The organism is Methylobacterium sp. UNC378MF (genome assembly GCF_900103195.1).
Classification (GTDB): Bacteria; Pseudomonadota; Alphaproteobacteria; order Rhizobiales; family Beijerinckiaceae; genus Methylobacterium.
Genome location: NZ_FMWU01000012.1, coordinates 1 through 12491, shown reverse-complemented (window position 1 = coordinate 12491; position 12491 = coordinate 1). Strand labels below are relative to the sequence as shown.

Below are 12491 nucleotides of genomic sequence, written 5' to 3'. Positions count from 1 at the left end.
CAACTCCCTCATCGTCACGCGATCAGACCGCCCCCGCGCAGGGCGAGATAGAGAGCCGCCAGCACGGCGACCGCGAAGAAACCGTCGAGCCGGTCCATGACGCCGCCATGGCCCGGGATGATCTTTCCGGAATCCTTCACGCCGTAATGGCGCTTGAGACCGGATTCGATCAGATCCCCCGCCTGGCTCAGGACGGAGGCCAGCGCACTCACGCCCGCCACCACCGGCAGCGAGGCGGCACTGGGCAGGGCCATTCCGGCAAGGTCGGCGATCACCGGCACCAGGGTCCCGGCCGCGACCGCGCCGACGAGGCCGCCGAGGGCCCCCGACCAGGTCTTGTTGGGCGAGACCCGAGGCATCAGCTTCGGGCCGCCGATCTTCCGGCCCGAGAAATAGGCGGCGATGTCGGTGGACCAGACCACCGCGAACATCCAGGCCGGGCCGACGAGGCCGATGGCGGGATCGTCGCGCAGAGCCACGGGCACCGCCGCGATAGCGGCGGCGCCAAGCACGCCCACGAAGGCGCGAAAGCGTCCCCGGCCGGTCCGCGCCACCGTGGCGCAGGCGGCGGCGCCGAGCAGAAGGACCGCGAGGCAGGCCGGCGTCGGGGCGCCGCCGCGCTGGCAGAGCAGCAGGGCGCCTAGCGTCGCCGCACCCAGCGCGATCAGAACCTCGCGTGGCTCGGTGCGGCTCATCACCATCCACTCGGCGAAGCCGACGATGCCGGCGGCGAGCCAGATCCCCGCGAAGGGCCAGCCGCCATAGACCAGGGCGGCCAGCACGCCGGCCCCGAGCACGAGGCCCGAGGCGACGCGCAGCCACAGCTCGCGCCGCCCCGAGGGACGCGCGGCCGGTGCGGCGGCGGAGGTCACGCGCGTCCCGTCCTTCGCCTCAGACCTGCATGATCTCCTTCTCCTTGGAGGCCAGCACACCGTCGATCTCGGCGATGTACTGGTCGGTCGCCTTCTGCACGTCGGCGGCCTGGCGCTTCTCGTCATCCTCCGAGATGGCGCTGTCCTTCAGGAGCTTCTTGAGATGATCGAGCCCGTCCCGGCGGACGTGGCGCACGGCGACGCGGGCCTCCTCGGTGTATTTGTGGGCGACCTTGACCATCTCCTTGCGGCGCTGCTCGTTCATCTCGGGGATGCGGAGCCGGATGGTCTGCCCCTCCGTCTGCGGGTTGAGGCCGAGGTCGGATTCGCGGATCGCCTTCTCGACGGCCGTGACCATGCTGCGGTCCCAGACCGAGATCGACAGGAGCCGGGGCTCCGGCACGCTGACGGTGGCGACCTGCGCCATCGGCATCATCGAGCCGTAGGCGTCGACCTGGATCGGGTCGAGGAGCGACGGCGTGGCGCGCCCGGTGCGCAGCGAGCCGAGATCCTTCGAGAGCGAGGCGACGGCGCCCTGCATCCGGCGCTTGATGTCGTTGAGATCGAATTCCGGTGTGGCCATGAGGGTCGTCCCGAGACGTCTGACGGTATCTTGAGCCCGGCGCGGGCAATCGCGGCCTCAATGGACGAATTTTTTCAGGGCCGCAAACCGTCTTCCGGTCGGGAGGAGCCCAGGCAGGGGTAGCCGATGGGATGGGCCGGCGCGTCGCCCACCGTCATTCCGGGGCGCCGTGGGCGAGTCCGGACCCGAAGGGACCCGCCGGAGGCGGGCGACCCCGAAACACGGACGGCGCCTTGCTTTGACTTGTCGGCGCGTCCGGATCCCGGGCTCCGCTGCGCGGCCCCGGGAGGCCGAGGCGGCCGGCAGGCACCGGACCGAGGTCAGACGAAGGGGTCGCCCCGTCTAGGGCGCCACGAGGGTCGAGGGCGCCTCGCCCGACAGGATCGCGGCGATCGAACTCGGCGGGTGCAGCGATCCGACGAGGATCGACAGCTTGCTCTCCCGGGCCAGCGCGAAGGCGGCGGTGTCCATCACCTTCAGATCGCGGGCGATGGCCTCGTCGTGGGTGATGCGGTCATAGCGGGTCGCGCTCGGGTCCTTCTTCGGGTCAGCCGAGTAGACCCCGTCGACCTGCGTCGCCTTCAGCACCGCGTCACAGCGGAGTTCCGCGGCGCGCAGGACGGCGGCGGTGTCGGTGGTGAAGAACGGGTTGCCGGTGCCGCCGGCCAGGACAACCACCTGACCCTTGTCGAGGTGATGCAGCGCCGGCTGCCGGGCGTAGGTCTCGCAGATGGTCGGCATCGATACCGCCGACATGGTTCGCGCCTGGACGCCGGCCGCGTTCAGCGCCGTCTCGATCGCCAGCGAGTTCATGACCGTGGCCATCATCCCGAGCGAGTCGCCGGTGGCCCGGTCGATCCAGCCGGCCGCCGAGATCCGGGCCCCGCGGATCATGTTGCCGCCGCCGACCACGATGGCGACCTCTGCGCCCGCCTCGATCGTGCGGGCGATGTCCTCGGCCAGCCCCGCCAGGGTTGGCGGGTGCAACCAGTACCCGTCCGGGGCGGCCAGAGCCTCACCCGACAGCTTCAGCAATATCCGGCGAAACGGCGTCGTATCCGGCATCGGGGTTCCCGGCTCCATCCCGCATCGCGCAAACCGGGGAGGCTTCTACGTCAGGCGCGGGAGCCGCGTCGAGGGGCTGAGGCCGATCAGACGGGTGGCATCGATCGAATTGCAGCGGAGGCATTGCAGCGGAGGCACGACTTGTCGTGAGACAGGCCCCTCGCGTTCCGACGGGGCACCGGCACGACCCTGCGCGCGCCGGTGCCGGTTTTCAGCTGCCCGCCAGGACGCCAACGGCGCCCAGAACGGTCATGACCAGACCGGACGCGAACACGCCGATCATCAGGTAGGAGAAGGGTTTCAAAGCCATGATCCGACAATAGCGCTGCGCCGCAAACCAAGGTGTGCGGCGCAACACGACGCGTGCGGGAACGCTTTCGTGTGCCGGAAAACGAGAAGCCCCGCCCGGTACGAACCGGACGGGGCTGGTCTCGGTGCAGCCCGGCGCGCCGGGCGGTCGGGACTGACCGTCAGGCGCGACCGGCCTGCTGAGCGACCTCGGTGGCGAAGTCCGGTCCCTCTTCCTTCTCGATGCCCTCGCCCAGCGCGTAGCGGACGAAGCCCGTCAGGGTCACCGGGCCGCCAACCTTGGAGCCGGCTTCCTTCAGGACCTGGCTCACCGTCTTCGAGCCGTCGTGCACGAAGGGCTGCTCCAGGAGGGTGACCTCCTTGTAGTAGCTCTTCAGGCCGCTCTCGATGATCTTGGCGAGGACGTGATCCGGCTTGCCGGCGTTCTTCTCGCGCAGGATGTTCGACTCGCGCTCCACCGTGGCGGCATCGACGCCCGAGGCGTCGAGCGCCACCGGGTTGGTCGCCGCAACGTGCATGGCGATCTGACGGCCGAGGGCCGACAGCGCCTCGACGTCGCCCTCGGATTCCAGCGCCACGAGTACGCCGATCTTGCCGAGGCCCTCTGAGATCTGGCTGTGCACGTAGGAGGCGATCACGCCCTTCTTGACCTCGAGCTTGGCAACGCGCCGAAGGTTCATGTTCTCGCCGATCGTGGCGATCAGGGCCTGCAGCTTCTCCGAGACGGTCTCGGTGGCGCCGGGGAAATGGGCGGCCTGGAGGCCTTCCAACGTGCCGTCGGTGTTGAGCGCGATCTTGGCGGCCTCGCGGGCGAAAGCCTGGAAGGCGTCGTTGCGGGCGACGAAGTCGGTCTCGGAATTCACCTCGACGATCGCGGCATGGTGGCCAGCGGACTCGACCGCGACCAAGCCCTCGGCGGCGACCCGGCCGGCCTTCTTGGCGGCCTTGGCGAGACCCTTCTTGCGCAGCCAGTCGATGGCGGCCTCGATATCGCCCTGCGTCTCGTTGAGCGCGCCCTTGCAATCCATCATGCCGGCGCCGGTCTTCTCCCGGAGCTCCTTCACCATCGCGGCGGTGATGTTGGCCATGGCGGTCCCTTTCGTGTGGTCTGGATGCGAGAGGCCCGGCGCGCGGGTGAGCGGCCGGGCCCGGTATGCCTGGAACCGCGACGGCCCGATGACGGAGCCGCCGCGAGAACCCGATGGATCAGGCCGCGGCGGCGGCCTCGACGAAGCCGCGGGCCTGCGAGACCCACGAATCGCGATCGATGCGGCCGTTGAGCTTCAGGTCGGCATCGACCTTGGCGACATCCTCGGGGGTCATCGCGGCGAGCTGCCAGTAATGGTAGATGCCGGCGTCGTTGAGCTTCTGCACGATCTGCGGGCCGGCGCCATTGAGCTTGGTCAGGTCGTCCGGCGCGCCGCGCGGGGCGGCGAGCAGCTCGAAATGCTCCGTCGTCTCGGCGAGCATCGCCACGTCGGCCGGATCGAGGGCATCGGACTCGACCGAGACGGCCGCGTCGTCGTTGGCCGGCAGCTCCTCGGCCATCGGCTCCTCGGAGGCGCCGAGGTCCATGCCCGACGAGCCCTGCGCGCGCGAGATGCCGTCGATGGCAGCCTTGGCGATCAGGTCGCAGTAGAGCGCGATGGCGCGGCCGGCATCGTCATTGGCCGGAACGATGTAGCTGATGCCGTCCGGGTTGCAGTTGGTGTCGACGATGGCGGCCACCGGGATGCCGAGGCGGTTCGCCTCCTTGATCGCCAGCTGCTCCTTGTTGGTGTCGATCACGAACAGCAGGTCGGGGACGCCGCCCATGTCCTTGATGCCGCCGAGCGCCTTCTCGAGCTTCTCCTTCTCACGGGAGAGCATCAGGCGCTCCTTCTTGGTCAGGCCCGGGCCGCCGGTCTCCAGCGTCTCGGTGACCTTGCGCAGGCGCGAGATCGAGCCCGAGATGGTCTTCCAGTTGGTGAGCATGCCGCCAAGCCAGCGGGAGTTGACGTAGTACTGGGCCGAGCGCTTGGCCGCCTCGGCGATCGTGTCGGCCGCCTGACGCTTGGTGCCGACGAACAGCACGCGGCCGCCCTTGGCGACGGTGTCGCTCACCGCCTGCAGCGCCTGGTGGAGCGCCGGCACGGTCTGGGCGAGGTCGATGATGTGGATGTTGTTGCGCGTACCGAAGATGTACGGCTGCATCTTCGGGTTCCAGCGGTGCGACTGGTGTCCGAAATGGGCGCCCGCCTCGAGGAGCTGACGCATAGAGAAATCGACGGCCATTCTTTGTGCTCTCCGGTTAAATCCGCCGCGGAGGGATGCGGTCGGCCGAGCGTTCGGACGACCACCGGAAACGCCTCATTCAGGCATGAGGCCGGCTCCGCGTGTGGGATGGGCCGGCGCTTAGCAGAGGGCGGGTGCGAAGGCAAGGCTTTGCGGAGCGGCGCGGGCCATCCCTCAATCACAGCCTGCGTTCAATCCGCTTGCAACACGCGGGCTTGCCTCGCGATAGTGAGGATCGTGGCGGCGGTCGCATTCGACACCCTGAAATTCGCTCGGACCGTCCGGGAGAAGGCCAAGCTCTCACCGGAACAGGCGGAGGGCTTGGCCGATGCCATGGCGGAAGCGTTGCAGGGCGATCTCGTCACGAAGGCGGATCTGCGCGCCGAGCTGGCGGATACGCGGTCCGAAATCGTGCGCTGGGTGGCTGGCTTGATCGGCTTCCAGACACTCGCCGTCATTGGCGCGGTCGTTGCCCTCGACCGGGCGCTGCACTGACAGGTGCGCAGCCCGGATCACCTGCCCGCGAACACCGCCGCCACGTCGTCGCCCGTCATCACCCGGTACGCCCCCGCCGCCAGATCCGCCGGCAGGTCGAGGCCGCCGACACGATCCCTGTGCAAGGCCGCGACGTGGTTGCCGACGGCGGCGAACATCCGGCGGACCTGATGATAGCGCCCCTCCGTCAGCGTCACGGCACAATGCGTGGCATCGGCGGCGTCGAGCTGCACCGGCAGGAGCGGGCGCTCCTCGCCCTCCAGCATCAGCGCGCCCGACGCGAAGATGTCCGCCTCCCGGCCGGTCAGCGGCCGGTCGAGGGTCACGCGGTAGCGCTTCGCCACCTGGGCCTTCGGGCTGATGATCCGGTGCAGCAGCGCCCCGTCGTCGGTCATCAGCAGGAGGCCCGACGTCTCCTTGTCGAGCCGCCCGACGGTGGAGAGCGGCGGGTCGCGGCGGCGCCAGCGCTCGGGCAGAAGCCCGTAGACCAGCGGACCGGCCTCCTTGTGCGAGCAGGTCACGCCCAGCGGCTTGTGCAGCATGAGGCACAGGCCCGGCAGCGGATCGAGGGGCGCGCCGTCGATCGTCAGCCGGCCCGGCAGGCCCGGGTCGAGGACGATCCGGTCGCCGGCATCGTCCAGTTCGGCGCCGTCGAGGCGGATCGCGCCGGCGCGGGCGAGGTTCTGGATCTCGCGGCGCGAGCCGTAACCCAGATTGGCCAGGAGCTTGTCGAGCCGGACGGACTTTGCCGCGCTCACCGGCGCGCCTCGTAGACGCGGTAGCCGTTCGCCTGCACGGCGACGGAGACGATCCGGAACGCCTCGCGCAGGGCCGCCTCGTAGGGCAGGTGCGCGTTGGCCACGAGCCAGAGCGTGCCGCCCGGCCGCAGCACCGCGGACGCCCGCGCGATGAAGGCGCGGCCGAGGGATGGGTCCTCGGCTCCGCCTTCGTGAAACGGTGGATTGGTGACGATGAAATCGAGCGGGTCCGGCACCACGCCGGGCGTCCGGACATCCGCCCAGTGGATCGTGGCCCGCGGGTCGGCGACGTTGCGGCGCGCCATCTCGACGGCCCGGCGGTCGATCTCCACCAGCGTCATCGCGGTCACCGCCTCGGACGCGAGCACCGCCCGAGACAGGATGCCCAGGCCGCAGCCGAAATCGGCGCCCCGGCCCTTCAGGGCCGGCAGGTTCGCCAGGAGCAGCGCCGTGCCGGGATCGAGCCGGTCCCACGAGAAGATGCCGGGCTGCGTGCACAGGGCGAGGTTGTCGACGTGGCGCGGACCGCCCTCGTCGATCGCCTCGGCGAGGCCGGCTGGCGCCGTCGGGCGCTCGGCCGTGCAGATCCGGTGGTGCCGGCGCGGCTGGTCGGCGGCCGCGCAGCCGAAGGTCGTCAGCTCCTTGGCCAGGCGGGTGCCGCCGCGATCCTTCGGCGCCAGGGCGACCATGCGGCCGCCCGGCCCGAGGGCGCGCAGCACCTGGGCCAGCACGTAGCGCCGCTCGACCGTTCCGGGCGGTGCGAGCACGGTGGCCGAGGCGAGGCTGTTCTCGGACAGATCCTCCAGCCGTTCGGCGCCGGGGATCAATGGGGAAAGCTGGACGGCGTCGCCGGGGACCTCGGCGAGGTCGGCCGGCGGCAGGCCGTAGACGGCATGGCGCATGAACGGTTCGGGATCTGGAGTGCCGGCTCCGGAACGCAAATCCGCGGCGGAGCGGGGTAAACCCGCACCCGACTCGGTTCATCCGGGGGGAACACCGCGTTTATACCGGAACCGGTCGGGAAGCCCAGCCTCCCGCGCGCGGCCCGGCGCGTCAGCCTCGCGGGAATTCCAGGCCCATCTCGCGGTAGCGGGCCGGATCGTCGGCCCAGTTCTCCCGCACCTTCACGTGGAGGAACAGGTGGACCTTGGCGTCGGCCGCCTCGGCGATCTCGATACGGGCCGCCTGCCCGATCGACCGGATGGTCTGGCCGCCCTTGCCGAGCACGATCGAGCGCTGGCTCTCCCGCTCGACGAAGATCGTCTGCTCGATCCGCACCGACCCGTCGGGCCGGATCTGCCACTGGTCGGTCTCCACCGTGGAGCGGTAGGGCAGCTCCTCGTGCAGCCGGTCGTAGATCTTCTCCCGGGTGATCTCGGCGGCGAGCATGCGCAGGGGCGCGTCCGAGACCTGATCCTCCGGATAGAGCCAGGGACCCGGCGGCATCCGGGCGGCCAGCGCCCGGCGCAGGTCTGCGACGCCGTCGCCGTTGAGCGCCGAGATCATGAAGGTCTCGGCGAAGGGCGCGGCGGCGTTGAGCTTGGCGGCGAGATCGAGCAGCCGCTCCCGCGGGATCAGGTCGATCTTGTTGAGGATCAGCAGCTTCTCGCGCCTCACCTCGCCGAGCCGCCCGAGCACCGCCTCCACTTCGGCGTCGACACCCTTGCGCGCGTCGACCAGCAGGCAGACGGCATCGGCGTCGGAGGCGCCGCTCCAGGCCGAGTGCACCATCGCGCGGTCGAGGCGGCGCTTGGGCGCGAAGATGCCGGGTGTGTCGACCAGCACGACCTGGGCCGAGCCCTCGATGAGGATGCCCCGCACCAGGGCCCGGGTCGTCTGCACCTTGCGAGAGACGATCGAGACCTTGGTGCCGACGAGGTTGTTGAGCAGGGTCGACTTGCCGGCATTCGGCACGCCGATCAGCGCGACGAAGCCGGCCCGGGCGTCGGCGGGCGTACCCGGGAGCATGGACGGGTCGCGCGCGGGCTCCTGGCCCGGCCTGCCGCCAGGGCCGTCCTGCGTGTCGTGATCGGCTTGCTCGTCGTGATCGTCCTGGTCGTGCGCGTTCATGCTGTCTCCGTCAGCCCCGCATCCGCAGAGGCCCCGATTCCCTCGCGCTCCATCAACGCCCGGGCAGCGGCCTGCTCGGCGATCCGCTTCGACGTGCCGTCGCCGAGACCGGGCTCGAGACCCTGCACCTGGACGGCGATGCGGAACCGGGGCGCGTGATCGGGGCCGGTGCGTTCCACCACCTCATAGGTGGGGATCGGCAGGCTGCGGCCCATGGCCCATTCCTGGAGGGCGGATTTGGCGTCGCGGCCCCGCGCCGCCGCCGTGGGCTCGCCCGGGTGGAAATGCGCCTCGACCACCGCCCGGGCGGCATCGAACCCGGCGTCGAGATAGATCGCACCCAGGATCGCCTCGCAGACATCGGCGAGGATCGTCTGGTTGCGCCGCCCGCCGCCCATCACCTCGCCCTGGCCGAGGATCAGGTGCGGGCCGACTTCCCAGGCGGCGGCCACGACCGCGCAGGTCTCGCGCCGGACGAGGGCGGCCAGCCGCCGGGAGAGGTCGCCCTCGTCCGCCTCGGGGAAGGCGCCGTAGAGGCGATCGGCGACCGCGAGCCCGAGCACGCGGTCGCCCAGGAATTCCAGGCGCTGGTAGCTGCCGCCCCGGCCGCTGGCCTTGCTGGTATGGGTCAGGGCGCGGGTGAGCAGGTCCTGATCGGCGAAGCTGTGTCCGATCCGCTCCTCGAGTGCGCTCAGGGGCGGGCGCGGCTTGTGGGCCCGGCGGGATCGGGCATTGGCTCGGGGCTGCGCGGCGTCGTCCAAGTCCGGACCGGTCAATGGATCGTGGTGAACAGGCGCGACCAGCGCACATGGGCCGGCCAGTTCCAGACCTGCCAGGCCGGTGTGCCCTCGTCGATCGAGAAGAAGATCATCTCGGCGCGCCCGACCAGATTGGCGAAGGGCACGTAGCCGACGTTGGCGAGGTCACGCGAATCGGTGGAATTGTCGCGGTTGTCGCCCATCATGAAAAAGTGACCGGGCGGGACCGTGTACAGCTCGGTCTTGTCCCAGAACCCGTTGTCGCCGTCGCGCTCGATCACCCGGTGGACCACGCCGTTGGGCAGCGTCTCCATATATTGCGGAACCTTGGTGGGTTGCCCGTAGGGATCGGTCGTCTCGTAATCGGCGATCCGCTCGCGCTTGACCGCCTTGCCGTTGATGTTGAGCACGCCGTCGATCATCTGGATCTTGTCGCCCGGCAGCCCGATCACGCGCTTGATGTAGTCGGTCGAGTTGTCCTTAGGCAGCTTGAACACCGCGATGTCACCGCGCTTCGGGTCCGCGCCCCAGATCCGGCCGTCGGCCTGGATCGGAATGTATTCCGAAAGCGGCAGCGAGTACTTCGAATAGCCGTAGGAATATTTCGACACGAACAGGTAGTCGCCGATCAGCAGGGTCGGCACCAGCGAGCCCGAGGGGATGTTGAACGGCTGGAACAGCAGCGTCCGCACCACCAGGGCGATCAGCAGCGCCTGGATGCCGACCTTCAGCGTCTCGCGGATGCTGGCCCAGGTGCCGGTCTCGGCAGGTTTCCTGAGCGGCTTGCCGTCGTAATCCACGCGCGCGTTCCGTCTTCGGTTGAGGTTCGTCGCCCGCCGCCAGCGGGGCGCGGCCCCGCCGCGCGCGGCCTGATATGCGGTTGTCCCGAGGAATGCGCCGCAATCGTGTCCGCCGTGACCGGCGGTCTAGACCATGCGCGAGCCCCCCGCAACGCGCGACCGTGGCCGGCTAATCCGCGGGGACCGCCTCAACCGGCGACAGAGACCGGCACGGCCTCAATGATCACGAAGGCCTGCGCCATCGGCGGGTCGTCCGTGAGACTCACGTGCAGGCGCGCCGCGTGCCCCGCCGGCAGGAGTTCCGCGAGCCGCTCGGCCGCGCCGCCCGCGAGGCGGAGGGTCGGCTGCCCGGAGGGCAGGTTCACCACCTCCATGTCGCGCCAGAACACGCCGGCGCTGAGGCCGGTGCCGAGCGCCTTGGCGCAGGCCTCCTTGGCGGCGAAGCGCCGGGCGTAGCCCTCGGCGCGGGCGGCCCGCCGGTCGCAGCGGGCCCGCTCGCCATCGGTGAAGACCCGGTGGGTGAAGCGCTCCCCATGCCGATCCAGGGTCCGGGCGATCCGGCGGATGTCGCAGAGGTCCGATCCGATCCCGACGATCATGCCGGCCGCGCCCGATCCATGGCGGCCCGCATGTCGCGCACCGCCCGGTCGAGCCCCACGAAGATCGCGTCGGCGATCAGCGAGTGGCCGATATTCAGCTCCCGGATCTGCGGCAGCGCGGCCACCGGGCCGACGCTGCCGAGGGTCAGCCCGTGGCCCGCGTGGATCTCGAGGCCGAGGCCGGCCCCGTGCTCCGCCGCGCGCCGGATGCGGGCGAGTTCCCGGGCTGTGCGGCTCTCATCGTCCTCGAGCGCGGCCTCACAGTAGCTGCCGGTATGCAGCTCAACCACGGGCGCCCCCAGGGCGCGGGCGGCGTCCATCACCGCCGGCTCCGGCTCGACGAACAGCGACACGCGGATGCCGGCTTCCGCGAGGTCGCGGATACGCGGCGCGAGGTGTTCGCGCCCGCCGACGATGTCGAGGCCGCCCTCGGTGGTACGCTCCTCGCGCTTCTCCGGGACGAGGCAGGCGGCGTGCGGGCGCGTGGCGAGCGCGATCGCCACCATCTCGTCGGTGGCCGCCATCTCGAAATTGAGCGGCACGGACAGGCCGCGCTTGAGCGCTTCGATGTCGGTGTCGCGGATGTGGCGCCGGTCCTCGCGGAGATGCGCGGTGATGCCGTCAGCCCCCGCCTCGACGGCGAGCAGAGCCGCCCGCACGGGGTCCGGGTAGTCTCCGCCGCGGGCGTTGCGGACGGTCGCGACGTGATCGATGTTGACGCCCAGGCGCAGTTTTTCGGAGGTCATCCGCTCGTTCGTCCCCGTGTCGGCGCAATGCGACAGGCTTACCGGGGGTTCGGAAGGCTAGGCGCGCCCTCACCCCGTGCCGGCGATATGCGGAGGATCGCGCGCGGCGGCAAGACGGGACGGGCCGGGTGTTTCACGGTTCGTGTCGCGCTCTCGTCGCAATCGGGAGCAGCGTGGCGAAGGACGGGCTGCGACGACACGGATCGGGCGCCGCCCGGGTCGGCGGCGCCACGATGCGGGGATGTAGGCGCGCCCTCACGGCAAGCGGCCCGGCCCGCATTTCCGGAGGGCCGAAGGGCCCGCCCGTTCAGGCGAGCCGCAGGCGCGACCGGCCGTCCTTCCGCTCGGGCAATGTGTCGAGGGCTGTCTGGACGATGGTTTTGGCATCGAGCCCGGCCTCGGCGTACATCTTCTCGGGGCTGTCGTGGTCCTGGTAGGCGTCCGGCAGCGTCAGCGTCCGCACCCGCACCTGGCCCGCATCCAGCGCGCCCCGCTCGGCCAGCAGGTGCAGCACCATCGCGCCGAACCCGCCGCGCGAGCCCTCCTCGATGGTGAGCAGAACCTCGTGCTCCCGCGCCAGGTCCAGGATCAGCGCCTCGTCCAGAGGCTTGGCAAACCGCGCATCCGCGACCGTCACCGCAACCCCCTGCTCCGAGAGCGTGTCGGCCGCCTTCAAGGCCTCCGACAGGCGCGTGCCCAGGCTCAGGATCGCAACCCGCGCCTCCCCGTCGCGGCGCACCACACGGCCCTTGCCGACGGCCAGGACCTCGCCCCGCTCCGGAAGCTCGACACCCACGCCCTCGCCGCGCGGGTAGCGCAGCGCGATCGGGCCGCTGTCATGCGCGTGCGCCGTCGCCACCATGTGCACCAGCTCCGCCTCGTCGGAAGCCGCCATCACGGTCATGTTCGGCAGGCAGCACAGATACGCCAGGTCGAACGCCCCCGCGTGCGTCGCCCCGTCCGCACCCACCAGACCCGCCCGGTCCAGGCAGAACCGCACGGGCAGGTTCTGCAGCGCCACGTCGTGCACCACCTGGTCGTAGGCCCGCTGCAGGAAGGTCGAGTAGATCGCCACGAACGGCCGGTAGCCCTCCGTCGCCAGTCCCCCCGCGAACGTCACCGCGTGCTGCTCGGCGATGCCGACGTCGAAGGTCTTGTCCGG

General features: G+C 70.5%; 14 protein-coding genes. 1 reads left to right on the top strand and 13 read right to left on the bottom strand.

All coding sequences use genetic code 11. The annotated features are described in order from the left end of the window. Positions 1–14: 14 nt before the first annotated feature. The 5 genes from BLT59_RS13930 to BLT59_RS13910 all read right to left on the bottom strand — a co-directional run bounded on the left by BLT59_RS13930 (position 15) and on the right by BLT59_RS13910 (position 5103). A complete protein-coding gene (locus BLT59_RS13930; protein WP_091780912.1) occupies positions 15–872 on the bottom strand; it encodes a phosphatidate cytidylyltransferase in 858 nt (285 codons plus the stop codon). Positions 873–891: 19 nt separating this feature from the next. Next, positions 892–1455, bottom strand: coding sequence for a ribosome recycling factor (gene frr, locus BLT59_RS13925; RefSeq protein ID WP_091780909.1), 564 nt, complete (start codon positions 1453–1455; stop codon positions 892–894). A 342-nt stretch (positions 1456–1797) separates the two neighbouring features. Beyond that, the gene (gene pyrH, locus BLT59_RS13920) at positions 1798–2520 is read right to left on the bottom strand and encodes a UMP kinase (protein ID WP_091781349.1); all 723 of its coding nucleotides are present in this window, start codon (positions 2518–2520) and stop codon (positions 1798–1800) included. Between the two features lie 470 nt (positions 2521–2990). After that, positions 2991–3917 (bottom strand): translation elongation factor Ts, encoded by a 927-nt coding sequence (tsf, locus tag BLT59_RS13915; protein ID WP_091780906.1) that lies wholly within the window; start codon positions 3915–3917, stop codon positions 2991–2993. A gap of 118 nt (positions 3918–4035) precedes the next feature. Further along, a complete protein-coding gene (locus BLT59_RS13910) occupies positions 4036–5103 on the bottom strand; it encodes a 30S ribosomal protein S2 (protein ID WP_091780903.1) in 1068 nt (355 codons plus the stop codon). A 237-nt stretch (positions 5104–5340) separates the two neighbouring features. On the opposite strand from BLT59_RS13910, the gene BLT59_RS13905 reads away from it, so the two are divergent. Then, on the top strand, positions 5341–5598 hold the full coding sequence (locus BLT59_RS13905; protein ID WP_091780900.1) for a hypothetical protein: 258 nt from the start codon (positions 5341–5343) through the stop codon (positions 5596–5598). A gap of 17 nt (positions 5599–5615) precedes the next feature. On the opposite strand, the gene BLT59_RS13900 is transcribed toward BLT59_RS13905, so the two are convergent. The 8 genes from BLT59_RS13900 to BLT59_RS13865 all read right to left on the bottom strand — a co-directional run. Beyond that, complete coding sequence (locus BLT59_RS13900; RefSeq protein ID WP_091780897.1) at positions 5616–6356, bottom strand: pseudouridine synthase; 741 nt, start codon at positions 6354–6356, stop codon at positions 5616–5618. Beyond that, the gene (locus BLT59_RS13895; RefSeq protein ID WP_091780893.1) at positions 6353–7258 is read right to left on the bottom strand and encodes a class I SAM-dependent methyltransferase; all 906 of its coding nucleotides are present in this window, start codon (positions 7256–7258) and stop codon (positions 6353–6355) included. The genes BLT59_RS13900 and BLT59_RS13895 overlap by 4 nt, the downstream gene beginning before the upstream one ends. 151 nt (positions 7259–7409) lie before the next feature. Beyond that, the gene (gene era, locus BLT59_RS13890) at positions 7410–8324 is read right to left on the bottom strand and encodes a GTPase Era (RefSeq protein WP_244513989.1); all 915 of its coding nucleotides are present in this window, start codon (positions 8322–8324) and stop codon (positions 7410–7412) included. A gap of 98 nt (positions 8325–8422) precedes the next feature. Continuing rightward, on the bottom strand, positions 8423–9187 hold the full coding sequence (rnc, locus tag BLT59_RS13885; RefSeq protein WP_244513981.1) for a ribonuclease III: 765 nt from the start codon (positions 9185–9187) through the stop codon (positions 8423–8425). 11 nt (positions 9188–9198) lie between these two features. Beyond that, positions 9199–9984, bottom strand: coding sequence for a signal peptidase I (gene lepB / locus BLT59_RS13880; RefSeq protein WP_091780884.1), 786 nt, complete (start codon positions 9982–9984; stop codon positions 9199–9201). A gap of 188 nt (positions 9985–10172) precedes the next feature. Further along, a complete protein-coding gene (gene acpS / locus BLT59_RS13875) occupies positions 10173–10583 on the bottom strand; it encodes a holo-ACP synthase (RefSeq protein ID WP_091780881.1) in 411 nt (136 codons plus the stop codon). Further along, positions 10580–11329, bottom strand: a complete 750-nt coding sequence (locus tag BLT59_RS13870) for a pyridoxine 5'-phosphate synthase (RefSeq protein WP_091780878.1) — start codon at positions 11327–11329, stop codon at positions 10580–10582. Before BLT59_RS13870 ends, acpS begins: the two co-directional genes overlap by 4 nt. Positions 11330–11636: 307 nt before the next feature. Continuing rightward, positions 11637–12491, bottom strand: an 855-nt coding sequence (locus tag BLT59_RS13865; RefSeq protein WP_280141056.1) for a transketolase C-terminal domain-containing protein, incomplete at its 5' end; no start/stop codon positions are given.